This window comes from Trichococcus paludicola (assembly GCF_003052295.1).
GTDB lineage: Bacteria > Bacillota > Bacilli > Lactobacillales > Aerococcaceae > Trichococcus > Trichococcus paludicola.
The window spans coordinates 1-24,273 of record NZ_QBLC01000003.1; the positions used below are offsets into that span (position 1 = coordinate 1).

Consider the following 24,273-nt stretch of genomic DNA (forward strand, 5'->3'; position numbering starts at 1 on the left):
GTATGGAGCGGACCAATACTAATCGGTCGAGGACTTAACCAATTTTTAAAAGATGAAAACTCAAGCGGTGTTTTCGGGTTCCCTTTAAATTTGTAGATTCAGTTTTGAGAGAACAACGTTCTCTTGAAAAATGTGCGGTGACGATGGCAAGAAGGTCACACCTGTTCCCATCTCGAACACAGAAGTTAAGCTTCTTAGCGCCGATTGTAGTGAAGGGTTTCCCTTTGTGAGAGTAGGACGTTGCCGCGCAAACGAAAAGCAAGCATGCAGGATATTCCTGGTGCTTGCTTTTTTTTGCGTTATTTCGGATTAATCCCAGTTATTGACTTTGTTTCCCGAACAGCTGTACGGCATACAGAAATTCACCGTCATAATGGACGCCGATGCCTACCTCTAGGAAATCGGGATGAATCATATTGGCGTAATGCCCTTCGCTTTCCACCCATCCATCGAACAAAAATTCGGCCATACCTTCTTCGTCCTTGAAAAAGGTCGCCATTGCCAGATTTTCTCCGACCGTTTGATAAGGGTACCAGAAAGCATCGGTCTGGATGACCGTGTAAAAATCAGTTCCATCCGGCCGGGTGTGCGAAAACGATGTCTGGGTTTCGATGGCCCGATGATCGGCCGCCGCTTTTAGGGTTTCATTTTTCGTCAGGGGAAGCAATCCTTGCTCCAGGCGAAGCTCATTAAGCAAGACCATGATTTTGTCTTCCACTAGGGCATAGTCGATTTGATTAGGTCGGGTGAAGGGCGCAATGAGCAGGTCGACGCCTTCAGAGCTTGTCAGCACTTGGATTTTCTCGGCCACATCCGTTTGGACTGTTTGCTCGAGAAACGGAAATTTTTCGTTCAACGCATTACGGTTTATTCCGTATCCAACGAACAACGCGGCTATGCCAGTGAACAGCAGGCCTCTAATGAGTCGCATCCGCACCGCTCCTTTCTTATTTTTGAATGGTTTATTAATGGGGAATATCCGGCAGATTTAAGTATGTTTCCATTATAGTCAATCTTCCGTGAAATGTCCTGAAGAAAGGCTAGAATTCGTTTTTTGTCGGATAGTTTGTTAAGATGAGGGTAATAATCGGAAGTAAGCAACTTGTTGTGGGCTGATTGTTGGAAGGGGAATTGCTATGAACAAAAAGTTGGGATTGCTGCTTATTTTTTGCGCTAGTGTCTTTGCTGCATGCCAAAATGAGACCGAAAGTTCAACCGTAAATTCTGTTTTGAGCGAAGAATCATCTTCTGTTGCTACTGAGTCCGAGGAAAGTGTTGCTAAAACAATCATCTTTTCAAGCGGCGTAAAGGATGGAATCACCAGAGGAGATAAGTATAACTATTTTGCCTTAGAAGGTACCGCTGAAGGGTTTGATCAAGTGACGACCCTCATAGAAGGAACGGCTATCGATTACCGCGAGACGAACAACGTGTGGGAGTTCGATTATCCGTATCAAGGCCCCGGGATCGAAACGGAAATTACTTTCACGACGGATACATCCGTCAGCTATGGCGATACCGGCATCGATCTGGATGATCTTGCTCCTGAAAGCTATGTCACCATAACTTTTATGCCCAATGAGAACCCAACGATAACCCCACCTGCTTTTACGGTCAATGAAGGCGAAGCGCAAAACTTTTTGAGCGACGATTCTGGGATAAATGAATTGGTTACGGTGACGGAGATCCGAGAAATAGATGGGCTGGAAGAACTCAATCCGCTTGGAGCAAAACTGTTGGAAGTGGAAATACAATACGTCAACAACGGCAACGTTGATACCTATATCGCGCCCAACTACTTTTTGGCACTTGATGGTGAAGGGAAAAGCCTGCCATTGCGCTATACCCATTTTTGGCTGCATACTGTCGCACCGGGGGAGTCCTTCACAGAAAAGGCTTATTTTGACCTCACCAGCGAAGGGCCGTACGCCATCCAGTTTTTTGATGGTGCTTGGATCGACAGCGAGGAAGCTGGCGGTACTGTCAATGACCTCTAGCTGAACGAAGGCTATCGAAAAACTAAAGAAATTGTCTGGTTTTGGGATTGTGATAATTAATGGATAAAAGGAAACAGCCTTGTGCAGCGAAAGCTGGACAGGGCTGTTCTTACGTTTTCTGAGGTACGGCTGCAAAAATAGTGCGCTACTTTTAAGTACGGACGACCAAAACATCACACGGTGCATGACGGACCACATAGTTAGAGACCGATCCAACAAAAGCCCTGGTGATCGCACCTTTGCCGGTTGCTCCGATGACAATAAGATCGATATTGTATTCTTTTGGAAATGCTTCAGCGATCAATGTCATTGGGTTGCCGTTGGTTACAGACTTTTTGATTTCAATCCCTTCATTTGTAGCGAATGTCATCATTTCATCGAGGAATTCGTATTCCATGTCCTTGTATGCTTCCGTCAATCTGGATTCATATTCAGGGCTAAGCGGAACATTGCGTGTGTCCTTGACGTAGATAAGGTGTAACGCGGCGTTATTGCGTTTGGCAATGGCAACAGCTTTTTTGAACGAATCTTCTGACTGACCTGAACCGTCAACGGGGACCAAAATATTTTTGTATTCTGCTAACATTTCTACCCGCTCCTTTTTGAATTTGTTCAGAAAACGCTTCCTACATTCATTCTACAACAACAAGGTTTGAAAAGGAAGCCGGGAACCGGTGACAAAAATGAGAATTATTTGGCAGAACTATTAAAAAGAAATGAAGCATGCTAAAATAAGTTTACGAAACAAGAGAGGATTGAAGACGGATATGGCGGAAACGAACCAAGAGCGGGATATCAGATATTGCAGGCAGACGAAGGTGATTCAGACGCACCATGTCTTTCCGTTCGATTCAAATTACCACGGTACTTTGTTCGGTGGTAAGCTGATGAGCATGATCGATGATTGTGCGGCAATTTCTGGGGAGCGTTTCGGTCGTACGACCAATGTGACTGCATCTGTGGATACGTTGAACTTCCTCAAGCCGCTTCCGACAGGGCATTCGGTCTGCATCGATACGTTTGTGTCAGGAGCAGGCAAGACTTCCATGGAAATCTTCACCAAAGTGACCGGGGAGAATCTTCGGACGGGGGAACGTTACTTGGCGGCAACCTGCTTTCTGACCTTCGTGGCGCTCCCAGATGAAAATGGGGATAAAGTCTGTCTGCCGAAAATCGTACCAGAAACGGTCGAGGAAAAATTCATCAACAGCGGATATGAGGAAAGACGGCAAAAGCGGAGAGCCGATCTGGACTACCAAAAAGAGCTGCATGAACATCTCACGATAGAAATACCTTGGGCAGACTAACATTTGCAGGCAGAAACAGCATGGAAAGAAATACATACAAATGATGGAGCAGGAGTGTGTCAACGTGTCGAAAACTAACGGAAAAGATTTATTGGGTCAGCCATTTTTGAATAAAGGGACCGCATTCACTTTGGAAGAACGGGCAACATTGGGATTGGAAGGGTTATTACCGACCGCTGTCCGTACATTGGAAGAGCAGGGAGAGGTTGTCTATGCGCAATTGGGCCAACTGACCGATGCCTATTCCAAACAGAAGCATCTGATGAATATCTACTCCCAGAACCGCGTGCTTTTTTACCATGTCATCGGCAAACACGTGACGGAGTTGTTGCCGGTCATCTATACGCCGACCATCGCCGATACGGTCATGAATTATTCGCGGGATTACCAGATTCCCCAGGATGCGGTCTATTTGGATGTGAATCGTCCGGAAGCTATCCGCAGCGCATTGCTGAACGGCAGCAAAGGCATGGATGATGAAATCAAAATGATGGTCATCACGGATGGCGAAGGGGTGCTGGGCATCGGCGATTGGGGCATCCAGGGCATCGCGATTTCGGTCGGGAAACTGGCCGTCTACACCGTCGCTTCGGGATTGAATCCGCAACAGGTGTTGCCGATCGTGATCGATGCGGGCACAAATAACCAAGAGCTGCTGGAAGATCCGTTCTACCTAGGCAACAAGCACAAACGTGTGACCGGAGAGGCTTATTACCCATTCATCGAAACGTTCGTTGAAGAGGCTTCCGCGCTGTTCCCGGATGTGTTGTTCCACTGGGAAGATTTCGGCCGCGACAACGCCGCCAATATACTGGAACAGTACCGCGATAAGATCTGCACGTTCAATGATGACATCCAAGGGACCGGCGTGATGATGTCGGCTGCGATGGATTCGGTGGTCAGGGTTACTGACAAGCCGATCACGGAACACAAAATCCTCGTTTTCGGAGGCGGAACTGCCGGCGTCGGCGTTTCCGACCAAATCCTCATGGAGATGCTGCTGCAAGGTGCCGACAGCGAAGAAGCCCGCAAACAGTTTTACATGGTCGATCGCTATGGTCTGGTCACTGAGGGTATGACGGACCTGACGCCGGGCCAGCAAAAATATGCGCGCGTCGCGGATGAATTCCCTACACAGCTGACCGATTTGGCTGAAATCATCGATGCCGTCCAACCGACCGTATTGATTGGCACTTCAGGCCAAGCTGGTGCCTTTACGGAAGCAGTCGTCCAGAAGATGGCAGCATACAATGAACGTCCGGCCATCATGCCGATTTCCAATCCGACCAGATTATGCGAAGCAAAGGCTGCGGATGTCATCGCTTGGTCCGAGGGAAGAGCGTTGGTCGTCACCGGTAGCCCATCCGATCCGATCGCATACAATGGCGTGAACTATAAAATCGGCCAGGCGAATAACGCCTTATTGTATCCGGGCTTAGGCTTTGGGATCGTCATCGCAAAAGCGAAGACAGTAACGGACAGAATGCTGTCCGCTGCAGCGCACGGCATCACTTCCCTACAGAACTTGGAGGAAGCGGGAGCAGCGATTTTGCCGCCGGTTTCCCAGTTGCGCGAAGCATCGAAATTGGTTGCGGCTGCCGTCATACAGGCAGCCATCGAAGATGGCGTAAATGGCGTTGAAATAACGGACCCGATGGAAGCTGTTGAAGCTGCCATCTGGAAAGCGGAATATTAAGACAAAAAGCACATTGAAAACGGAAGAAACGACAGGAAGGAACGGGATGAATGGAATATCGGATTGAACATGACTCATTAGGGGAAGTAAAAGTAGCAGCGGATAAATTATGGGGTGCACAGACACAGCGCAGTCTGGAAAACTTCAAAATCGGAATCGAAAAGATTCCGATGGAAGTCATCTATGCATTAGTCGAAATCAAGCGGGCTGCCGCAGCCTCAAACCATGAAGTCGGTTTGTTGGACGAGACCGTTGCAAAGGGCATCCTTTTGGCGGCTGACGAAGTGCTTGAAGGAAAGTGGGACGATCAATTTCCGTTATCCGTATGGCAGACCGGAAGCGGCACGCAATCCAACATGAATGTGAACGAAGTGCTGGCGAACCGAGGCAACCAGCTTGTTGACAGCGGCATCCATCCCAACGACCACGTAAACAAAGGACAAAGCTCCAATGACACATTCCCGGCTGCCATGCACATTGCCGGTGTCCTGTACATAAAAAATAAACTGCATCCGGCGATTGAACAATTGATCGGCACACTGACCCGCTTGGAGCAGGAAAATGCGGCGATCGTCAAATTGGGCCGTACCCATCTGCAGGATGCGACGCCATTGACATTAGGCCAGGAAATCAGCGCATGGCGCGTCATGCTTGAGGAAACCAAGTCCATGATCGAGGACTCCTTGAAATACATGCGACAAGTAGCATTAGGCGGGACAGCGGTCGGAACAGGATTGAACGCCGATCCAATCTTCATCCAAAAAACGATCGAAAAGGTTGCGGAACGCACAGGCGAGCCCTTTGTCGGAGCAGAGAATAAATTCCATGCGCTGACAAGCAAGGATGCTTTCGTGCATACACACGGGGCAGTCAAAGCGTTGGCGGCCAATTTCTACAAGATTGCAAATGATGTCCGTTGGCTGGCAAGCGGTCCGAGAAGCGGAATCGGCGAAATCAGCATCCCGATGAATGAGCCAGGAAGTTCGATCATGCCCGGGAAAGTCAACCCGACGCAATCCGAAGCCGTAACGATGGCCTGCATCCAAGTGATGGGCAACGACAGCGCCATCGGGTTTGCAGCTTCGCAAGGGTCTTTCCAGCTGAACACCTATATGCCGCTCATCGTGAACAGCTTCATGCAGTCTGTCCGCCTACTTGCGGATGCACTGATTAGTTTTGATGAAAACTGTGCGAGCGGGATCAAGGCGGAACAAGAAAAAATCAACCATAACCTGACTAATTCCTTGATGCTGGTGACTGCGTTGAACCCGTACATCGGCTATGAGAAAGCAGCCAAAATCGCCCAGAAGGCTTTCGTGGACGGCACTTCCTTGAAAGAGGCGGCTGTAGCGATGGGGCATGTCACTGCTGAAGAGTTCGATAAGTACGTGGATCCGATGAAGATGGTTTAATTTTTTCTGACGAAGTGCGGATCGGCAGGCAAATCCAGTCGATCCGTTTTTGTTGTCTATTGTTTTGAAACAGATCGAAAAAGGAGGTCAAGGCATGGATTTTACCTTGGAATTGATGAAGCACAGCGTTTTGGAAGGCAAAAGGATTTTGCTGCGTCCCGTCGGTTTGGCGGATGCTCCGGATATGTTCGCGTATGCTTCACATGAGGAAACGACCCGTTTTGTCTTCGAAACGCATCGAGATCAGGCGATGACGGAGGAAGCCATCGCGAATTACTTCATGGCGGCACCAGCGGGAAAGTATGCAATCGTAGTGAAGGACACTGAAAAAATGATTGGGACGATCGATATCCGTCCGAACCCGACCGACCGCATTGCGGAAATAGGCTACACCTTGAACAAAGCTTACCGCGGAAACGGTTATATGACGGAAGCCGGCAAGCTCATCACGGCTCTGGCTTTTGAAGTTTTGGAACTGGAAAAAGTCTTTGCGATGCATGACATCCTGAACCCAGCTTCAGGCGAGGTGATGAAACGCATCGGGATGCAACCGGAAGGAATATTGCGCAGACATAAAATTTTCAAAGGCCGCAGCTGCGATATGACTTATTACGGAATTTTGAAGGAAGAGTATTTCCGAAAAGCAAAGGAAGTCTGAACCGAAAAAAAGCATTGCTATTTCGGAGCGTTTCTCATACAATGATTAGTGATTGAACGTAAGGAACAGTAGATGGATGATGGGCAAAGAGAGTCTTTCCTAGGCTGGAAGAGGGACCCCCAATGATCCGTTGAACCTACCTGACAGTATGCCATAGAAATATGGCCGGTTTTCTACCGTTACCAGATGTTGAGTTGGGCTTTCGCCAATAATGAAGGCCAATGAAGGTGGTACCGCGGAAATACATCAGGAAAGTATATTTCGTCCTTGTTAAGGATGGATTATGCTTATTTTTTTGCAATCAAATAGAAAAAATATTTTAAAATCAGGAGGAAAAACATGAGTACCTTACAAAAAGAAGATTTTTCAGCATGGTATATCCAAACCATCAAACAAGCTGATCTGATGGATTATTCACCGGTACGCGGCTGTATCATTTTTAAACCGGACAGCTATGAAATCTGGGAACATATCCAGGAAGAATTCAACGCACGCTTCAAAGAGGAAGGCATCCGCAACGCCTACTTCCCGATGCTGATCCCGGAATCATTCTTCACAAAAGAAAAAGACCACATCGAAGGCTTCAGCCCTGAATTACCATGGGTTACGGAAGCAGCTGGCGAAAAATTGGAAGAACGTTTGGCATTGCGTCCAACATCGGAAACGATGATCGGGACGGCTTTCGGTGACTGGATCAATTCTTACCGCGATCTGCCGATGGAAATCAACCAATGGGCGAACGTGTTCCGTTGGGAAAAGAAAACCTTGCCGTTCTTGCGTACTTCCGAATTCCTTTGGCAAGAAGGACATACTGCCCATTCTGATGAAGAAGATGCGCGCCGTCGTACCATGCGTATGCTACAAGTCTACAAAGAAGTCATCGAAGGTTTGTTGGCAGTACCTGTCTACGAAGGGCAAAAAACGCCTTCAGAACGTTTCGCAGGTGCGGTTGATACCTACTCCGTAGAAGCGATGATGAAAGACGGAAAAGCAGTTCAGGCTGGCACTTCCCACTATATGGGCACAAAATTCGCAGAAGCATTCGACATCAAATATTTGAACCGCGATAACGAACACGTTTATGCGCATACAACTTCTTGGGGCGTCTCCACACGTTTGATCGGTGCAATGATCATGGTCCACGGCGATGAACAAGGATTGGTGTTGCCTCCTAAAGTCGCAGCGAAACAAGTCGTTTTGATGCCGGTTGGCCCATGGAAGAAGAAACCTGAAATCGTGGAACGTCTGGAAGTATTGCAAACAGAATTGAAGTCGGCTGGTATCCGCGTATTCTTGGACGACAGCGACAACTCGCCTGGATTCAAATTCAACGAGTGGGAACTGAAGGGCGTACCGATGCGCATCGAATTCGGACCGCGCGATATGGAAAACAACCAAGTGATGGTGAAAATGCGTGACCTTTCCGACAAAGTGGCTGTATCCTTGGATGAGATCATGGACTTCGTGCCGAAGGCATTGGACGAAATGCAAGTCCGTCTGTTGGAAACGGCCCGTGAAAACCGCAAAGCCAATGAATACACCAACATCGATACGTTGGACGAACTGAAAGCACATATCGAAGCGAAGAAAGCGGCCGGCGAAGTGCCTGGATTCGTATTGGCAGGATGGGACGGCGAACTTGAAACCGAAGCGAAAATCAAAGAAGAGACTGGCTTCACGACACGCAACATGCCTTTCAACCCACCAGTCGAAAAAACAAACTGCATCGTATCAGGAAAACCAGCCAAACACACAGTCTGGTTAGCTAGAGCATACTAAAGGATACGATGAATTCCGTTCTACAATTCAGAGTTCGACTAAGAGCGTGATGATTTCTGGGAATCAGAACGCGTTTACAAGAGGATACTCTTAATCCCAATAAAAAAAAGCAGGACCCACTCCATCAATACGGAGTGGGTCCTGCTTTTCTTTTGGCGCTTACTTTTTATCGGCGTCCTCTGGGTGCAAGTGCACGATTTTTTTTCCGCCCAAAATGTTTTTCACATCAGTCCGGCGTTTGTCTTTTTGTGCCTCAACCAATTTCTTCGGCGTAATGTCATTACCCTCAGGATCGTAAACTTTTGAATTCAAAAGGATTTCATCAAAAGAACTGCGGAATGATTTAATGTAGGTTTGACGCAGTTGCTGTTGCTCGATTTTTTCGGTTTCGGTCAGACCATCCGCCGTTTTGGCTTTGCGGGCCAATTCATTGATTCTGTTCAACAGTTTTTCCATATATGTTTCTCCTCTCATATGGAAGGAGATATCAGAAGTGTTTGTCGTACCAAGCTTTCGCTGCAACAACCTCTTCGTTCGTCAGTGAGTGTCCAGCGTTTCCCCAATAAATGGATACCTCACTGCCGGCTCCTTCTAGTGTGGCCTTCAATTCCGTGCTTTCTTCCGGTGCGCAAAGCGGATCATTTGTGCCCGCACCGATAAAGACAGGAAGGGAATGCAGATCAGGCAATTGACGATTGCGGAACGGCACCATCGGATGATGAAGGATGGCCCCTTTAACAACATCTTTGAAAGAGTATATCATACTCCCAGCGATATTTGCACCATTTGAGTATCCGATCACTACGATGTTATTCCGGTCAAAACCGTACTCTGCTGAAGCGTCATCAAGGAACGCAATCAATTCCTTCGTGCGGTAATTCAAGTCATTCTCGTCGAAAACGCCTTCTGCTAAACGGCGGAAATAACGGTTCATGCCGGATTCGGTCACGTTTCCGCGCACACCCAGCAGAGAAGCTTCCGGATCGATCGCCTCTCCGAGGAAAAACAGGTCGTGCTCAGTTCCGCCTGTGCCATGCAATAACAGCAGCAAAGGCCTTTCCGAATTCCCTTGTTTAAAAATATGTTGATGATTCATCTAAATCAATCCTCTCTATTTATACGTTGCGGACTTCGAACGGAATGAGTCCTGCCGTCAATGCCTCACGTCTGCTTTCGTACTGCGGCGGAAACATCAATTTCTGACCCATCGTTTCGCGGGGCTCATCAATAGCGAATCCCGGCGAATCCGAAGCGATTTCGAAAAGGATGCCGCCTTTTTCCCTGAAGTAAAGGGCTTTAAAATAATTGCGGTCCCGGACAGGTGTGGCGTGTTGCCCAAGGGCGGTGACATGTTTCAGCCAATCCAGATGATCTGCTTCATCTTTTGCCCGCCATGCGATATGATGGACGGTTCCGACACCCATGACGCCGGCGCCGACCGATGTCATCTTGATATCGACGGTATTGCCGAGAGCAGCTTCCGAACGGAAACGGATCAGGTCATCTTCCTGCCCGATGCGTTCCAATCCCATCACTTTTTCGACTACGGCTGCAGTGTCTTCAGGTGCGCTCGTCAACAGGACGGCTCCCGCAAAGCCTTTGATGGCATGTTCTGTGGGGACGCCGTTGAAGGAATAAGGGTTATTTTTTCCATCTTCACGCTCCACCAATTCCAGGTGCAGACCATGGGGATCATCAAAGTCCAGATAATCTTCCCCGAAGCGGGTCGTCTTGTCGAACGGAACGTTGTATTCGGTCAGGCGTTTTTCCCAGAATGACAAAGAACCGGCGGGAATCGCATAAGCAGTGATGCCGACCTGGCCATCACCAATGCTGCCTTGGCGGGCTTTGGCCCATGGGAAGAACGTGATGACGGTCCCGGGATCACCGTCCGCGTTGCCGAAGTAAAGGTGATAGGTTTCCGGATCGTCGAAGTTGACGGTCTGTTTAATCATGCGCATCCCGAGCAAACCAGCATAAAAATCGACGTTCTCCTGTGGATGACCCACGATGGCTGTAATATGATGGATCCCTGCTGTTTTCTTCATTATCAAAGACACTCCTTCTGACCGATTTTGGGTTCTTTACATTTATTGTCTCGAATTCGAAATAATAATAACACGCGAAAATCGAGCTGTCAAATAGTAAGCGTAGAGCAGTCAGTAAATAAAAAGTTAAGATAGCAGTAAAATTTACCGGAGCGCATATGCTATAATTAAACCTACAACAACAGAGGAATGAGGGGTAAATTTGCAGGATAACAGCATCGACCAAGTCATACGCGATTTTGTCAGTAAAGGCATTGCAGCCCACCGCATCCACAGCCTGGATGAGCGATACGCCATCAATCACCTATTGGGTTTACTCGGGATAGACGCTTATGATGTTCAAAAAATACCTTCCATTCCTTTGCCCAATTTACTGGACTCACTGGATCGGATGATCGGCTATGCAGTTGAAAGCCAACTGATTTCGGATGCTCCTGATGAAATCGAAATCATGGAAGCTCAAATCATGGAACTGATCACACCTTTGCCTTCCGAGGTGAACAAGCGTTTCTGGATGCATTATGAAGAAGCACCAATGCGGGCAACCGATGAGTTCTATCGATTGAGCCAGGACAATGATTACATCAAGACCAGGAAAATCGCAAAAAACAAACATTTTTCAGCCGATTCAAAGTACGGTAAGCTGGAAATCACGATAAACCTTTCCAAACCGGAGAAAACGCGCCAACAGATGGAATTCGCGCGTCAAACAGAAGGCGGCAACTATCCTGTTTGTGCGCTCTGCATGGAAAACGAAGGATACAGAGGGAGAGCCGATGCGGCAGCGAGAAGCAACCATCGGATTGTGCGTCTTCCTTTGTTCGGGGAAAATTGGGGCTTTCAGTATTCGCCTTATTCCTACTATAACGAGCACTGCATCATCCTTTCCGAAGAGCACGTGCCCATGCATGTCACGGAAGAGACGATCGCGAACCTGTTGGAGATCGTGACGGTCTTCCCGCACTACTTCATCGGTTCCAACGCGGGTTTGCCGATTGTCGGGGGTTCCATCCTAAGCCACGAACATTATCAAGGCGGACGCCACCACTTTCCGATGGAAGCTGCCCAAGTGCTCCGGAACCTGGCGTTGGATGATTTCCCGGAAGTCGAAGCGGAAATACTCTTTTGGCCGCTTTCGGTCATTCGTCTCCGTTCTGAAGAGCGGGATGGGGTCGCTGCAGCTGCGTGCGCCATTATGGAAGCATGGCAAAGCTACAGCGATCCGCAAGCCGATATTCTGGCGGAATCGTCAGGCATGCGCCATAATGCGGTGACGCTCATTGCGCGGCGTGTCGATGAAGCCTACGAGCTGGATGTCGTTTTGCGGAATAACCGGACAACCGAAGCGTTCCCTGACGGCATCTTCCATCCGCATCCGGATGTTCAGCACATCAAAAAAGAAAATATCGGCTTGATCGAAGTGCTAGGACTTGCCATCCTGCCGCCGCGTTTGGAAACGGAACTCAGTGAAGTGTCCGATTATCTGCTGGGGAAAACCGATGACGTCGCCCCCTGCCATCGGGAGTGGGCCGAAGAACTGAAGCAGCAAGGGCCTTTCGAAGCAGAGTCTATCTTGGAAATCATCCATGAGGCGGTCGGCGAAAAATTCGTGCGCGTGATCGAGGATGCGGGTGTGTACAAGCAAACACCGGAAGGGCAAGCCGGCTTTGATCGCTTTTTGAGCATACTTGAAAATAACAATGAGAATACATAGAAGAACGACGGAGGTGGAGTAAGTATGGCGACCATGAAGGACATCGCCGAAAAGGCAGGAGTCTCGACTGCAACGGTTTCGCGCGTGCTGAACCACGATGAGACGCTTTCTGTCGGCAAGGAAACGAAAGATCGGATTTTCGCAGCCGCAAAAGAGCTGAATTATACCAAAACGAAAAAAAAGAAAAGCAGGGAAAAAATCCTGCTGCTGCAATGGTACACCCAAGAGGAAGAGTTGGATGACCTCTATTATCAAGGCATCCGTTTAGGGGCCGAAGAACGCGCCGAAGCTGAAGGATATGATGTCGTACGCGTTTTCCATGATGTGACTTTCGACATCGAAAAGGACGTCATCGGCATCGTCGCAATCGGAAAGTTCGGAGAACGACAGGTGCAGCGGCTGATGGATTTCGGGAAGCCACTGTGCTTCATCGACTCGGATCAATTCAAATGGAAACAGGATTGCGTCATTGTCGATTTTGCATCCGCGATGGAACAAGTCATTGCTGAAATGGACAGAGGCGAACATACCAAAATCGGCTTTTTGGAAGGCAAGGAACTGACGAACGACAAAGAAATGCTGGTCCGCGATCTGCGGTCGGAGCTGTTTCTTGCTGAACTGCGCAAGCGGGGCTGGTACCGGGATAAGTATCACCGCAGCGGTAGCTTCAGTACTTTTTCGGGATACGAGATGATGAATCAGCTGCTTAGCGAAAACCGGGAACAGCTGCCGACTTTCCTGTTTGCCGAAAATGATGCAATCGCCATAGGAGCCTTACGGGCACTTCAGGAAGCGGATATTGCGGTTCCTGATCAAATTTCGGTAGTCGGATTCAACGACAGTAAGGTCGCCAAATACGTCTATCCGACTTTGTCGACTATCCGTGTCGATACGCGCGAGATGGGTAATACGGGCGTATCTTTGCTGCTGGACCGCATCTCCTATCCGCGGAAAGTATCCAAAAAAATCAGTTTGTCCACTGAATGGATCAAACGTGCATCGACAAAATGATGCTTTCAAATCGGAGCTGAACCGCTTTGGAAAAGAAGAAGCCGCCCCAACAAACCGATACAGGTTGTTGGGGTGGCTTCTTTTCGTATCCTATCAAAAATGAGTCTTATTTTTTCCAATCATCGATTTTATTATTTGCCTTATCTGCTAAATCATCGGCTTTATCATGCATATCTTCTTTGATTTCACCTTTTTTTTGTATTGCTTCGCCGCGTGTTTGTTGGAGTTTACCTTCTAATTCTTTTCCTGAGTCATTCACCAAGTCGCCATATTCCTCTTTAACTTTGCCGACAACTTTGTCCTTCATGCCTTTTGCTTTATCGCCCAAATTTGAATCCATGATGTTTCCTCCTTTTTGATGTCACACTTATTGTCTACTCTTACTATAATCTATTTTAACGCATTTATTTTTAGAATCAAGCAATAGCCCTTGGGAATGAAAACGTTATCCAGCATCCTTCTGAAGTATCTGGAAGGACACATGCTTTTTATCGCTTTGATTAAATGCTATACTAGATGAGCAGAATAATCAGGGAAAGGAGGCTATTTAGATGAGAATATTAGCCATTGAATCCTCAAACCAGACCATGAGTGCGGCTGTATGCGAAAATGGCCGCTTGCTCGCAGAAGTCACCACCAACGGAAATCTTCAGCACAGTACCCAGTTGATGCCAGCAGTCGATCATGTCCTGCAGCTTGCCGGATGGAAGCCTACCGATTTGGAACGCATCGCCGTCGCTAAGGGTCCTGGCTCGTACACAGGGGTCAGGATCGGAGCCACCATCGCCAAGACTTTGGCATGGACGTTGGCGATTCCGCTGGTGCCGATCTCCAGCCTGAAGGTTATTGCCGGCAATTGTGAAGGGGCAGCGCACAAAATCGTGCCTATGATCGATGCGCGCCGTGGCAACTGCTATACAGCTGTTTATCAATTCGAGGACAACTTGTTGGTGGAACGGATTGCCGACACACATACAGCCAGTGAAGAGTGGTTCCAGCGCTTGTGGGCGGAAGACGGCACCTATCTGTTCGTGGGAGAGGATGTCAGCAAATACCGCAATCGCATCGTAGCATTATTCGCGGAACGCGCACTGTTTGCGGGAGGAGCACAGGCTTTGCCGCGGGCGAGCGTTCTGGCCACGCTTTCGGAATCCGGAAAGGCGGAGGATCCGCACACATTTGTGCCGGCTTACTTGAAAAATCCGGAAGCAGAAGAAAAGTGGGAAGAACAGCATCACAGTAATCGGAGGGAAGACTACGTTGAAAGAGTGGATTCATCTATTTAAATCCGTGTACAAGGAAATTCAATCCGATATTCGGGCTAAATTCCTTTCAAAGCTCGTTCCCTCCGGTGAGGAAACCTATTTGCTGCGTAATCAGCTGCCTGTCAGATTGATGGTCGGCAGAAAACAGCATATTCCGGATATTCTCTATATCGAACGCATGAGTTATGCTGGAGCGACTCCTTGGGGAAGAACGGCGTTGGAAAATGATATGCTGCAGAATCCCAAATCGCTGTATTACGTTTTATATGAAGGGCATGCGCCCATTGCTTTTTTGGGTGTCAGATTGGATGGGAAAGATATCCATATCACTAATTTGGCGGTAGTGCCCGAATATCAGCAGATCGGTGTGGCTACTTTGTTGTTGCGAGTCTTAAAGGGGTTTGCGGACGAAAAAGGAGCCACTAGCATAAGTTTGGAAGTGCGGATTTCAAACCACAGAGCGAAGGCCCTGTACGCGAAAATGGGTTTTCTCCCGGAGCGGGTCAAGCAACATTATTATCACGGCGATGGAGAAGACGCTTTGGAGATGGTATGGCCGTTACCGGGAAAACAATTGGAAGAAAAGGAAGATGTTCATGCAACGCACTTTTGAAATCTGCGATCTGAAGGCGGACGCAGGCAAGTTGGAGCAACATGCCCAGGCTTTGTACGAACTTACATTGCTGGCCAACGAGGGGCATTCCAGTTGGAAAGCTGCCTCGTTCCTGTCTGAATTGAAGGATAATCATTCCCTTTATACAGGCTGCGTGGAAGAAAACAAGCTAATGGGGTACATTTGCTGCATGGCGGTTGTGGATGAGGCGTCGATCAATAACTTTGCGGTAGCGCCTAACCAGCAGGGAAAAGGAATCGGAACAAAATTGTTGCAGGAGATGATCACTTTGCTGCAAACGAAGGGGATGGAGCGGCTTTGGCTTGAAGTCCGTGTCTCTAATGAAGCTGCCTACAACCTGTACAAAAACACAGGCTTCACAGAAATATACCGAAGAAAAGAGTATTATCAGAATCCGGTAGAGGATGCCTACATAATGGAATTGGCGCTGACATCGGAAAATAAAGAGGAGGCGGAAGGCTGTTGACAGAAACAGATGTGACCATACTCGCGATAGAGAGCAGTTGCGATGAGACAAGTGTAGCTGTGGTGAAAAATGGAAATACCGTCCTTTCGAATGTTGTTGCTTCCCAGATCAAAAGCCATATGCGCTTTGGCGGGGTCGTTCCGGAAGTGGCTAGCCGTCATCATGTTGAGCAGATCACCCAAATCGTTGAAGCGGCATTGGATGAGGCCCAGGTCACTTTCGATGCCATCGATGCGGTCGCGGTGACACATGGCCCAGGCTTGGTCGGCTCGTTGCTGATCGGCGTCAGTGCGGCGAAAGCGTTGGCTTTTGCGCATCAGAAACCGCTCATTCCGGTCAACCATATGGCCGGCCATATCTATGCGAACCAGTTGGTGACGCCGATGCGCTATCCGTTGTTGTCCTTGGTTGTCAGCGGGGGACACACGGAATTGGTGTATATGGAAAAGGACGGCTCTTTCGACATCATAGGCGAAACAAGGGATGATGCTGCGGGCGAAGCTTACGACAAGATCGGCCGGATTTTGGGCTTGCCTTATCCAGGCGGAAAAAAAATGGATGAAATGGCTCATGAAGGCAAAAAAACGATGCATTTTCCGCGTGCTATGATCAAAGAAGACAATTATGATTTCAGTTTCAGCGGTTTGAAAAGTTCCGTCATTAATACTGTCCACAATGCGCGCCAAAAAGGGGATGACATCAACCCCTACGACCTCGCCGCCAGTTTCCAGGCAAGTGTCATAGAAGTTTTGGTGCATAAGACTTTGCGCGCAGCCAAGGAAAAGAACATCAAGCAACTGTTGTTGGCTGGCGGAGTCGCCGCCAACAGAGGGTTGCGTGAGGCTTTGTCCGCAAAAATGGCATTAGAGCTTCCTGAAGTCGAGGTTGTCATTCCGCCGTTGTCGCTTTGCGGGGACAATGCGGCGATGATTGGAGCTGCAGCCTACACCGAATACCAACAAAAACATTTTGCCGGATACGATTTGAATGCACATCCGGGGCTGGTGCTCGGAGAATAAAAAAAAGAGAACGCTGGTCGATGGCGACCAGCGTTCTCTTTTTTTGGCTTCTTAATCTATCAGCGCTCTGCAGTAATCGGCATCGAGATTTGAAAAATCGGTGACGATGACGGTTGCCAAGGATAGATCCTGTGGAGGGAACTCGAGATTGCGGAAACCGATGCATTTGCAGCCAGCCGCATGTGCAGAGGCAATCCCGTTTCTGGAGTCCTCTATGACGACGCAGTTTTCCGGTTTGGCCTTCAGGTTTTCGGCAGCATCCAGAAAAATATCCGGCGCAGGCTTAGAGTGCGCAACGCTTTCTCCTGAAACAAAATAGCTGAAATATTTTTCGATGTCCAATGATTTTACAGCTTTTTGGATATCCGTCAACGGAGAGGAGGAGGCGATTGCTAAAGGGACACCCGCTTCATGCAGACGTGCAATGAAGGGGATCACACCCGGAATCGGTTGCAGACCATCTTCTTCCATCAAGCGGTTCCGGATGACGTTCGCCCGTTCCACCAATTCTCCGACCGGGGCATCCAGGTCGAATTCATTTTTCATTGTTTCCCACATGTACTCATGCGTTGTCCCTTGGTAGCGGAAATGGTACTCCAACTCGGTGTCTACTCCGAATTCCTTCAATAACATACTCTCTGATCGCAAAAAGAATGGTTCCGTATCGATGATGACACCATCCATATCAAATAAAACGGCTTCCAACATATTCTTACCTCCATATTCCTAATATGCGTACTTGTTCCAGTGCATCTTAACAAAACTTCCGGCATTGCTTAGTCAAAACAGGCAGTCCCCGAGTCGAAACGGTTAGCCTCTAGACTATTCGCTCAGTTCCTCAAGCGCGGTTGTCTGATCTTCCCAATCCTGCATCAGCTCATCTTGCTTTGCTTGGAGGGCGAGCAATTGTTGGTTGAACTGTTGGACTTTTTCATGATCACCGTAGACTTCAGGCTCCGTCAATTGCAGTTCGATCGCAGTGATGGCCTCTTCAACGGTCGCCAATTCATCTTCCAAAGCCTCGACTTGCCGAGCCAGTTTTCTTTCCAATTTCAGCTTTTCCTTGGAGGAAACGTAATCCCCTTTGGCTTTCGAAAGGGGCTCAACGGCAGTGTTTGGTTCCACGGCGTTTTCGGCCTGTTGCAGAGCTGCCAGAGCCGCTTCTTGTTGTTTCTTTTCAATATAGTAATCATAGTCCCCGAGATACAATTTGCTGCCTTCAGCGGAGAGTTCGACAATACTTGTCGCAATCCGGTTGATGAAATAGCGGTCATGGGAAACGAAAAGTAGGGTGCCGTCATAATCGATCAAGGCATTTTCGAGTACTTCCTTGCTGTCGATGTCCAAATGGTTCGTGGGTTCATCGAGGACCAGAAAGTTCTTTTGATCCAAGGCCAGCTTACAGAGCGAAAGCCTAGCCTTCTCGCCACCGCTCAATGCCGGGATCGTTTTTTCGACATCGGCGCCGGAGAACAGGAAGCTTCCCAGGATGCTGCGCACATCTTTTTCGTTCAGCGTAGGGTGAAGATCCCAGATTTCGGCGAGAACGCTCTTGTTTTTGGAAAGGTTGCCTAATTCCTGATCATAATAACCGAGGTCCACATTGGCACCGAGCTGGACTCTGCCTTTCAAGAGCGGAATTTCGGAAATGATCGACTTCAGCAAAGTGGACTTGCCGATCCCGTTCGGACCGACAATCGCAATCGCTTGCTGTTTGCGGATATCAAGGTTGATTGGGTCAGCCAAGACCGTATCGGCATAGCCGACTGCGCCGTCTTCAAGGGTCAAGACGACGTTTCCGCTCTCTTTTGCGATCTCGAAGGAGAAGCGGGCGGAACGTTCATCGCCTTTCGGTTTGTCCATCCGGTCCATTTTTTCCAGACGTTTGCGGCGGCTTTGCGCCATCTTGGTCGTGGAGGCGCGCGCCAGGTTACGGGCGACGTAATCCTCCAATTTGGAGATTTCATCTTGTTGCTTCTCGTAAGCCTTCAATTCCTGTTCCAGGCGGGCGGCTTTTTCGGTCAGATAGTAAGAATAGTTCCCTTTGTAGTGCTGGATTTTGTGCCGGCTGATTTCGTAGACTTCAGTGGCGACTTTGTCCAGGAAATAGCGGTCATGGGAAACAATCAAAAGCGAGCCGTTGTAACCGATCAGATAATTTTCCAGCCAAGCCAGCGTGTCGATGTCCAGATGGTTGGTGGGCTCATCCAAAATGAGCAAATCGTTTTTCTCAAGCAGGATTTTGGCCAAAGCGAGCCTTGTTTTCTGGCCGCCTGACAATTGGGAAATTGGGCGATCATAATCTTCTTCGTAGAACTGGAATCCGTGCAACACCGAACGGATTTCAGATTCGTAGCCGTATGCATTCTTTTCATGCAGGGTATGCTGAAGATGGTCATAGCGTTCCAAAGCTTTTTGATACGCCTCCTCGTCTTCGAGCAGGTCCGGATCCCCCAACGCGAAAGCGGCTTGCTCAGCCTCTTTGCTTAATCGGATAAGGGGGGCAAAAATGGTCAACATTTCTTGCCAAATCGTATTGGAGGAATCGACCGCGCTATGCTGATCCAAATAGCCGATCGTAACTTCCTTGCTCTTGGAAACAGAACCGGCATCCGTTGCTTCGATGCCTGCCAAAATCTTCAGCAGGGTTGATTTTCCTGCTCCGTTTCGGCCGACGAGCGCAATGCGCGAATGGTCCTGGACGGTAATTTGAATATTATCGAATAAGACGCTCGCCCCAAAAAGGCGCGCCAAATTTTGTCCTTGTAGTAAAATCATATGTAGTGTCCTCTTTCTAAATAAATACTCACATTTATCCTTTCCATTTTATCACAGCAAGCACTGATTCGATAGGGACAAGCAGAGTTATTGCTATATTCACGTATTTGTGCATGTGAAATTTATTAATGACCCCGTTTACAATTAGTATTGTATTTCACATATTGTTCAAAAAAGGCTTCACAATCAAGTCCGGTTTCGAACAAATTAGTAGATTTTTCACAATCAGATGCTATAATAGTCAATATGAAATGAAAGCCTAAGTATGTGAACATACTTTTTAAAGTTTGTGCATTCGGACAAACAATATGAGGTACTAAATGAACGAGGAAAGAAGAGGAGAAAATAATGTCGACGAATGATATTCCAAAAGCTACGGCAAGGAGGTTGCCGATTTACCATCGCTACTTGCGCTTTTTGCATAACGCTGGTAAAAAACGTGTTTCATCCACTGAATTGAGTGAAGCAGTAAAAGTGGACAGTGCTACTATCCGTAGGGATTTTTCATATTTTGGCGCACTAGGCAAAAGAGGATACGGCTATGATGTCGAGTATTTGTTGGATTTCTTCAGCAAAACATTGAATCAGGACCGTTTGACGAACGTGGCTCTGATAGGTGTGGGTAATTTGGGACATGCCTTGTTGAACTACAACTTCCATGTAAGCAATAATGTGCGCATCAGTGCCGCATTTGATGTCAATGAAGGCATCGTCGGCAAAATCCTTAGCGGTGTGCCGGTTTATCCGATGACGGATATGGTTGAGCAATTGCGCATCCAGCAGATTGATGTAGCCATTTTGACCGTTCCCCAGGAAGTGGCGCAGGATGCCACTAACCGATTGACTGAAGCGGGCGTTCGCGGCATCATGAACTTTACCCCAATCCGTCTTTCCGTTCCGGACAATGTCCGCGTTCAGAATGTGGACTTGACGAATGAATTGCAAACATTGATCTATTTCTTGGACAATGACATCGGCTGAGCAAAGTCGATAGCCGAGTAGAAGAGAACGCAAAAAGAAGGATGAGGCTGCCTCATCCTTCTTTTTTTTAGGGCTGAACGAACCCGTTCAGCTTTTCCTAATTTTTATCCATGCTGTCTTTGATTTTCAAGTAGGCATTGAACATGCGTACGCCTTTCACAACATCACTTGTTGCGAACAGCACGCTGACGATGGCCATGAATCCCCAGCCTGCAGTATTCACGGCATCGACTGCCAGCCAGATGAAGAGGACGGCGAAAACGAATCGAATGATTATTTGAATTAATAGATTTTTTAAAGTCATGTTATTCCTTTCTTCTTCCTAAATAGCGTGCTCCACGAGTCTTACGAAATGAGTTGGGACAGAATCGGCAAGGCGGACACGGCATTCATCAACGCATGGGCAATCATCGGAGTCGCTATGTTTCTTGTCCGGTAATAAAGGAAAGAAAACCAAAGACCCAGAGAGCCGTAAACTAAATAGTGCCCATCATTATGTGCAATCGCAAAAAGCAAAGCGCTGATAGTGGCCGCGCCGACTATCCCGATCCCGTCAACCAGATGGGTGACAATCGCTTTACGGAATACAAATTCCTCCATCACAGGTGCAAAGATGATGATGTTGAAAATAAAGAACGGGTAGCGGTTTGTCAAGTCCAGCAACACTTCCGTATTTTCGGAAACGACTGGCATCTTGAACAAAAGATACTCCACATTCATCGCGACGATCTGAATCAGGACAGCTCCCATGAAACCGAAGAGTCCGTTCGTGAGCGTTTTTCCGATTGGGGCAGCCGGTTGATCCGTAAGACTGTTTTGTGGTGTCCATTTTTTTCTGCTATTCCATGCTACCATAAGGACAGTCCCTAGGAAAGCAAAGAATAGCGAGAGATTCATGGCGGCCGCAATGCGATCTGCCTCCGGAATGAACAAAAGAATCAAGACCGGCAGAAACTGAGAAGCGAGATAGATGAGGATGATCTGTATGGCTAACGTTAACCTTGAACGTATTTTTTTATTCATATTAATAGTACCTTTCTGAGAGAACTGACGTTTTTGCGCTTGATAAATAGTATAGCACAGTAGCGCTCAAAAATAGAATTGGAAAAAATCGGCTTCCCTCTTGCAAATTAATTGGAGATTGATTAATATAGAAATGTAACTTAGCACTCTGAGTTGATGAGTGCTAAAATGATATTATTTTGGAGGGGTTATCTTGTTAAAACCATTAGGAAACCGTGTTATTGTAGAAGTTGCCAAAGAAGAAGAAAAATCTATAGGCGGCATCGTTTTACCGTCATCCGCTAAAGAAAAATCCCAAACAGGTACCGTTATTGCTGTTGGCACAGGTCTCGTGACAGATAACGGGGTAACAATCGAAATGACCGTTAAGGCCGGAGATACTGTCCTTTTCGAAAAATATGCAGGCACAGAAGTTAAATATGCGGGAACAGAATACTTAGTGATCAAAGAAAGCGACATCGTAGCAATCCTGGACTAAAAATATAATTCATGAGGTGAATCGATAAATGGCAAAAGACATTAAATTTTCAGAAGACGCAAGAGCAGCAATGCTTCGTGGTGTAGATATCTTAGCAAATACCGTAAAAGTGACTCTAGGACCCAAAGGACGCAATGTCGTTTTGGAAAAAGCGTACGGCTCTCCGTTGATTACGAATGATGGCGTGACAATCGCCAAAGAAATCGAATTGGAAGATCGCTTCGAAAATATGGGAGCGAAACTGGTTGCCGAAGTTGCTTCCAAAACAAACGACATTGCCGGTGATGGTACTACAACTGCCACTGTTTTGACACAAGCCATCGTTCGCGAAGGGCTGAAAAACGTTACAGCAGGTGCAAACCCAGTGGGCATCCGTCGCGGTATTGAGTTGGCTACACAAGCAGCTGTAAAAGGTTTGGCGGAAATTTCCCAAACCGTAAATTCGAGAGAATCGATTGCGCAGGTTGCTGCCGTATCATCCGGATCGAAAGAAATCGGCGAATTGATTGCTGAAGCAATGGAAAAAGTCGGCAACGACGGGGTCATCACTATCGAAGAATCTAAAGGGATCGAAACCGAATTGGATGTTGTTGAAGGCATGCAATTCGATCGCGGATACCTATCGCAATACATGGTCACTAACAACGATAAGATGGAAGCTGAATTGGAAGCACCGTACATCCTAATCACGGATCGTAAATTATCCAATATCCAGGACATCTTGCCTTTATTGGAACAAATTTTGCAACAAGGACGCCCATTATTGATTGTTGCTGATGATGTTGACGGAGAAGCACTTCCAACATTAGTATTGAACAAATTGCGTGGAACATTCAATGTAGCGGCAGTCAAAGCACCTGGTTTCGGTGACCGTCGTAAAGAAATGCTGCAGGACATCGCAATCTTGACAGGCGGTACAGTCATTGCTGAAGACTTAGGCTTGGAATTGAAGGATGCTTCCGTAGAACATTTGGGTCGTGCAGGCAAAGTTGTCGTAACCAAAGATTCCACAACAATCGTTGAAGGAGCTGGCGAAAAAGCAGCTATTGAACAACGTGTGGCGGTCATCCGTGCGCAATCAGCCGAAACAACTTCAGAGTTTGATCGTGAGAAATTGCAAGAACGCCTTGCGAAATTATCCGGTGGCGTCGGCGTCATCAAAGTCGGAGCGGCTACAGAAACTGAATTAAGAGAACGCAAACTGCGTATCGAAGATGCTTTGAACGCAACGCGGGCTGCTGTTGAAGAAGGTATCGTATCCGGTGGTGGTACAGCCTTGATCAACGTTCAAAAATGCGTCGAAGCGTTGGAACTGACCGGCGACGAAGCGACAGGTGCACGCATCGTAGCACGTTCATTAGAAGAGCCAGTGAGACAAATCGCTGAAAATGCAGGAAAAGAAGGCTCCGTTGTAGCCGATAAGATCAAAGGCCTTGAAGTTGGCATGGGTTATAACGCCGCAACCGACGAATGGGTAAACATGATTGATGCAGGAATCGTCGATCCTACAAAAGTGACACGTTCCGCATTACAAAATGCAGCCAGCGTTGCTGCCTTGATCCTATCGACAGAAGCTATCGTAGCCGACCGTCCCGCCCCAGCCACACCCCCATCAATGGACCCAGGCATGGGCATGATGTAAAAATTAGGATACGATGAATTGCGTTTAGAGGGTGAGCACTAAGAGGATAACCACAAAGCGGACGTTTTTTGTCCGTGTGTGGTTATCAACTTAGGCGGAACCCTCTGCAATTCAGAGTTCAACTATAACAGTGTGTGATGAATCCTGAGCTCAGAGTTTGAGCACTAACGAGGTTCAGGACCAAGCAGCCCGGTTTTGGCTGAGTGGGCATGAACAGCGTTAGACGGAGAACTCTAGGATTCAGAACCGTTCTATATAGGATGAACTGTTTAAGAAAGCGAACAATCACATCCTTGCAACCCATAAATAGAGCTGACCAACATAATTTTGTTGGTCAGCTCTATTTTTTTACCTTCTATTATGGA

The 24,273-nt window shown here is 47.7% G+C and carries 25 protein-coding genes and 1 rRNA gene; 16 read left to right on the forward strand and 10 right to left on the reverse strand.

What is annotated here, in order from left to right:
• The first annotated feature begins 133 nt into the window (after positions 1-133).
• Positions 134-249, forward strand: a 5S ribosomal RNA gene (rrf, locus tag C7R56_RS04835).
• Between the two features lie 70 nt (positions 250-319).
• Here the strand turns inward: rrf and C7R56_RS04840 are convergent.
• On the reverse strand, positions 320-931 hold the full coding sequence (locus C7R56_RS04840) for a CAP domain-containing protein (RefSeq protein WP_107995462.1): 612 nt from the start codon (positions 929-931) through the stop codon (positions 320-322).
• Positions 932-1,136: 205 nt separating this feature from the next.
• Here C7R56_RS04840 and C7R56_RS04845 point away from each other — a divergent pair, with 205 nt between their 5' ends.
• The gene (locus tag C7R56_RS04845; RefSeq protein WP_107995463.1) at positions 1,137-1,997 is read left to right on the forward strand and encodes a hypothetical protein; all 861 of its coding nucleotides are present in this window, start codon (positions 1,137-1,139) and stop codon (positions 1,995-1,997) included.
• Positions 1,998-2,148: 151 nt separating this feature from the next.
• On the opposite strand, the gene C7R56_RS04850 is transcribed toward C7R56_RS04845, so the two are convergent.
• On the reverse strand, positions 2,149-2,583 hold the full coding sequence (locus tag C7R56_RS04850) for a universal stress protein (protein WP_068620806.1): 435 nt from the start codon (positions 2,581-2,583) through the stop codon (positions 2,149-2,151).
• Positions 2,584-2,764: 181 nt separating this feature from the next.
• Here C7R56_RS04850 and C7R56_RS04855 point away from each other — a divergent pair, with 181 nt between their 5' ends.
• The 5 genes from C7R56_RS04855 to proS all read left to right on the forward strand — a co-directional run bounded on the left by C7R56_RS04855 (position 2,765) and on the right by proS (position 8,849).
• Complete coding sequence (locus C7R56_RS04855) at positions 2,765-3,304, forward strand: acyl-CoA thioesterase (protein ID WP_107995464.1); 540 nt, start codon at positions 2,765-2,767, stop codon at positions 3,302-3,304.
• Positions 3,305-3,368: 64 nt separating this feature from the next.
• A complete protein-coding gene (locus C7R56_RS04860) occupies positions 3,369-5,000 on the forward strand; it encodes an NAD-dependent malic enzyme (protein ID WP_107995465.1) in 1,632 nt (543 codons plus the stop codon).
• A 50-nt stretch (positions 5,001-5,050) separates the two neighbouring features.
• Positions 5,051-6,412, forward strand: a complete 1,362-nt coding sequence (fumC, locus tag C7R56_RS04865) for a class II fumarate hydratase (protein WP_107995466.1) — start codon at positions 5,051-5,053, stop codon at positions 6,410-6,412.
• Between the two features lie 94 nt (positions 6,413-6,506).
• Positions 6,507-7,070, forward strand: coding sequence for a GNAT family N-acetyltransferase (locus C7R56_RS04870; RefSeq protein WP_107995467.1), 564 nt, complete (start codon positions 6,507-6,509; stop codon positions 7,068-7,070).
• 339 nt (positions 7,071-7,409) lie between these two features.
• Positions 7,410-8,849 carry a proline--tRNA ligase gene (gene proS, locus C7R56_RS04875; RefSeq protein WP_107995468.1) on the forward strand — a complete coding sequence of 480 codons (1,440 nt, stop codon included), beginning with the start codon at positions 7,410-7,412 and terminating at the stop codon, positions 8,847-8,849.
• A gap of 159 nt (positions 8,850-9,008) precedes the next feature.
• On the opposite strand, the gene C7R56_RS04880 is transcribed toward proS, so the two are convergent.
• Genes C7R56_RS04880 through C7R56_RS04890 form a run of 3 tightly spaced genes read right to left on the reverse strand, consistent with a single transcriptional unit; the run spans position 9,009 to position 10,897 of the window.
• Positions 9,009-9,305 carry a DUF896 domain-containing protein gene (locus C7R56_RS04880; RefSeq protein ID WP_107995469.1) on the reverse strand — a complete coding sequence of 99 codons (297 nt, stop codon included), beginning with the start codon at positions 9,303-9,305 and terminating at the stop codon, positions 9,009-9,011.
• A 31-nt stretch (positions 9,306-9,336) separates the two neighbouring features.
• Positions 9,337-9,945 carry an alpha/beta hydrolase gene (locus tag C7R56_RS04885; protein WP_107995470.1) on the reverse strand — a complete coding sequence of 203 codons (609 nt, stop codon included), beginning with the start codon at positions 9,943-9,945 and terminating at the stop codon, positions 9,337-9,339.
• 19 nt (positions 9,946-9,964) lie between these two features.
• Positions 9,965-10,897: a ring-cleaving dioxygenase gene (locus C7R56_RS04890; protein WP_199902983.1), complete on the reverse strand. Its 933-nt coding sequence runs from the start codon at positions 10,895-10,897 to the stop codon at positions 9,965-9,967.
• A gap of 202 nt (positions 10,898-11,099) precedes the next feature.
• On the opposite strand from C7R56_RS04890, the gene galT reads away from it, so the two are divergent.
• Together galT and C7R56_RS04900 are read left to right on the forward strand one after the other, a co-directional pair.
• Complete coding sequence (galT, locus tag C7R56_RS04895; RefSeq protein WP_107995471.1) at positions 11,100-12,611, forward strand: UDP-glucose--hexose-1-phosphate uridylyltransferase; 1,512 nt, start codon at positions 11,100-11,102, stop codon at positions 12,609-12,611.
• Positions 12,612-12,635: 24 nt separating this feature from the next.
• Positions 12,636-13,622 (forward strand): LacI family DNA-binding transcriptional regulator, encoded by a 987-nt coding sequence (locus C7R56_RS04900; protein ID WP_107995472.1) that lies wholly within the window; start codon positions 12,636-12,638, stop codon positions 13,620-13,622.
• Positions 13,623-13,728: 106 nt separating this feature from the next.
• Here the strand turns inward: C7R56_RS04900 and C7R56_RS04905 are convergent, their stop codons facing one another.
• Positions 13,729-13,962 carry a CsbD family protein gene (locus C7R56_RS04905; RefSeq protein ID WP_107995473.1) on the reverse strand — a complete coding sequence of 78 codons (234 nt, stop codon included), beginning with the start codon at positions 13,960-13,962 and terminating at the stop codon, positions 13,729-13,731.
• Between the two features lie 211 nt (positions 13,963-14,173).
• Here C7R56_RS04905 and tsaB point away from each other — a divergent pair, with 211 nt between their 5' ends.
• Genes tsaB through tsaD form a run of 4 tightly spaced genes read left to right on the forward strand, consistent with a single transcriptional unit; the run spans position 14,174 to position 17,006 of the window.
• On the forward strand, positions 14,174-14,908 hold the full coding sequence (tsaB, locus tag C7R56_RS04910; protein WP_107995474.1) for a tRNA (adenosine(37)-N6)-threonylcarbamoyltransferase complex dimerization subunit type 1 TsaB: 735 nt from the start codon (positions 14,174-14,176) through the stop codon (positions 14,906-14,908).
• Entirely contained in the window at positions 14,883-15,500 is a 618-nt protein-coding gene (gene rimI, locus C7R56_RS04915; protein ID WP_107995475.1) for a ribosomal protein S18-alanine N-acetyltransferase, read from the forward strand. The genes tsaB and rimI (C7R56_RS04915) overlap by 26 nt, the downstream gene beginning before the upstream one ends.
• The gene (rimI, locus tag C7R56_RS04920) at positions 15,484-15,987 is read left to right on the forward strand and encodes a ribosomal protein S18-alanine N-acetyltransferase (RefSeq protein ID WP_159072161.1); all 504 of its coding nucleotides are present in this window, start codon (positions 15,484-15,486) and stop codon (positions 15,985-15,987) included. The genes rimI (C7R56_RS04915) and rimI (C7R56_RS04920) overlap by 17 nt, the downstream gene beginning before the upstream one ends.
• Positions 15,981-17,006, forward strand: a complete 1,026-nt coding sequence (gene tsaD / locus C7R56_RS04925; protein ID WP_107995477.1) for a tRNA (adenosine(37)-N6)-threonylcarbamoyltransferase complex transferase subunit TsaD — start codon at positions 15,981-15,983, stop codon at positions 17,004-17,006. The genes rimI (C7R56_RS04920) and tsaD overlap by 7 nt, the downstream gene beginning before the upstream one ends.
• A 51-nt stretch (positions 17,007-17,057) precedes the next feature.
• Here the strand turns inward: tsaD and C7R56_RS04930 are convergent, their stop codons facing one another.
• Positions 17,058-17,714 carry an HAD family hydrolase gene (locus C7R56_RS04930; RefSeq protein WP_107995478.1) on the reverse strand — a complete coding sequence of 219 codons (657 nt, stop codon included), beginning with the start codon at positions 17,712-17,714 and terminating at the stop codon, positions 17,058-17,060.
• Between the two features lie 114 nt (positions 17,715-17,828).
• Positions 17,829-19,784 (reverse strand): ABC-F family ATP-binding cassette domain-containing protein, encoded by a 1,956-nt coding sequence (locus C7R56_RS04935; protein ID WP_107995479.1) that lies wholly within the window; start codon positions 19,782-19,784, stop codon positions 17,829-17,831.
• A gap of 348 nt (positions 19,785-20,132) precedes the next feature.
• Between C7R56_RS04935 and C7R56_RS04940 the strand changes: the two genes are divergently transcribed.
• Positions 20,133-20,765, forward strand: coding sequence for a redox-sensing transcriptional repressor Rex (locus C7R56_RS04940; RefSeq protein WP_086629504.1), 633 nt, complete (start codon positions 20,133-20,135; stop codon positions 20,763-20,765).
• A gap of 97 nt (positions 20,766-20,862) precedes the next feature.
• Here the strand turns inward: C7R56_RS04940 and C7R56_RS04945 are convergent, their stop codons facing one another.
• Complete coding sequence (locus C7R56_RS04945; protein WP_107995480.1) at positions 20,863-21,069, reverse strand: DUF4305 domain-containing protein; 207 nt, start codon at positions 21,067-21,069, stop codon at positions 20,863-20,865.
• Between the two features lie 41 nt (positions 21,070-21,110).
• Positions 21,111-21,788, reverse strand: coding sequence for a CPBP family intramembrane glutamic endopeptidase (locus C7R56_RS04950; protein ID WP_107995481.1), 678 nt, complete (start codon positions 21,786-21,788; stop codon positions 21,111-21,113).
• Positions 21,789-21,981: 193 nt separating this feature from the next.
• Between C7R56_RS04950 and groES the strand changes: the two genes are divergently transcribed.
• Both groES and groL read left to right on the forward strand, forming a co-directional pair.
• Positions 21,982-22,266, forward strand: a complete 285-nt coding sequence (groES, locus tag C7R56_RS04955) for a co-chaperone GroES (RefSeq protein ID WP_086985536.1) — start codon at positions 21,982-21,984, stop codon at positions 22,264-22,266.
• A 28-nt stretch (positions 22,267-22,294) separates the two neighbouring features.
• Positions 22,295-23,908: a chaperonin GroEL gene (groL, locus tag C7R56_RS04960; RefSeq protein ID WP_107995482.1), complete on the forward strand. Its 1,614-nt coding sequence runs from the start codon at positions 22,295-22,297 to the stop codon at positions 23,906-23,908.
• Positions 23,909-24,273 lie beyond the last annotated feature (365 nt).

Excerpts from the sequence above, each read along its gene's own strand:
- C7R56_RS04840 (WP_107995462.1), bottom strand. The coding sequence starts at position 931 with ATGCGACTCATTAGAGGCCTGCTGTTCACTGGCATAGCCGCGTTGTTC.
- C7R56_RS04845 (WP_107995463.1), top strand. The coding sequence starts at position 1,137 with ATGAACAAAAAGTTGGGATTGCTGCTTATTTTTTGCGCTAGTGTCTTT.
- C7R56_RS04850 (WP_068620806.1), bottom strand. The coding sequence starts at position 2,583 with ATGTTAGCAGAATACAAAAATATTTTGGTCCCCGTTGACGGTTCAGGT.
- C7R56_RS04855 (WP_107995464.1), top strand. The coding sequence starts at position 2,765 with ATGGCGGAAACGAACCAAGAGCGGGATATCAGATATTGCAGGCAGACG.
- fumC (WP_107995466.1), top strand. The coding sequence starts at position 5,051 with ATGGAATATCGGATTGAACATGACTCATTAGGGGAAGTAAAAGTAGCA.
- C7R56_RS04870 (WP_107995467.1), top strand. The coding sequence starts at position 6,507 with ATGGATTTTACCTTGGAATTGATGAAGCACAGCGTTTTGGAAGGCAAA.
- proS (WP_107995468.1), top strand. The coding sequence starts at position 7,410 with ATGAGTACCTTACAAAAAGAAGATTTTTCAGCATGGTATATCCAAACC.
- C7R56_RS04880 (WP_107995469.1), bottom strand. The coding sequence starts at position 9,305 with ATGGAAAAACTGTTGAACAGAATCAATGAATTGGCCCGCAAAGCCAAA.
- C7R56_RS04885 (WP_107995470.1), bottom strand. The coding sequence starts at position 9,945 with ATGAATCATCAACATATTTTTAAACAAGGGAATTCGGAAAGGCCTTTG.
- C7R56_RS04890 (WP_199902983.1), bottom strand. The coding sequence starts at position 10,897 with ATGAAGAAAACAGCAGGGATCCATCATATTACAGCCATCGTGGGTCAT.
- C7R56_RS04900 (WP_107995472.1), top strand. The coding sequence starts at position 12,636 with ATGGCGACCATGAAGGACATCGCCGAAAAGGCAGGAGTCTCGACTGCA.
- C7R56_RS04905 (WP_107995473.1), bottom strand. The coding sequence starts at position 13,962 with ATGGATTCAAATTTGGGCGATAAAGCAAAAGGCATGAAGGACAAAGTT.
- tsaB (WP_107995474.1), top strand. The coding sequence starts at position 14,174 with ATGAGAATATTAGCCATTGAATCCTCAAACCAGACCATGAGTGCGGCT.
- rimI (WP_159072161.1), top strand. The coding sequence starts at position 15,484 with ATGCAACGCACTTTTGAAATCTGCGATCTGAAGGCGGACGCAGGCAAG.
- C7R56_RS04930 (WP_107995478.1), bottom strand. The coding sequence starts at position 17,714 with ATGTTGGAAGCCGTTTTATTTGATATGGATGGTGTCATCATCGATACG.
- C7R56_RS04935 (WP_107995479.1), bottom strand. The coding sequence starts at position 19,784 with ATGATTTTACTACAAGGACAAAATTTGGCGCGCCTTTTTGGGGCGAGC.
- C7R56_RS04940 (WP_086629504.1), top strand. The coding sequence starts at position 20,133 with ATGTCGACGAATGATATTCCAAAAGCTACGGCAAGGAGGTTGCCGATT.
- C7R56_RS04945 (WP_107995480.1), bottom strand. The coding sequence starts at position 21,069 with ATGACTTTAAAAAATCTATTAATTCAAATAATCATTCGATTCGTTTTC.
- C7R56_RS04950 (WP_107995481.1), bottom strand. The coding sequence starts at position 21,788 with ATGAATAAAAAAATACGTTCAAGGTTAACGTTAGCCATACAGATCATC.
- groL (WP_107995482.1), top strand. The coding sequence starts at position 22,295 with ATGGCAAAAGACATTAAATTTTCAGAAGACGCAAGAGCAGCAATGCTT.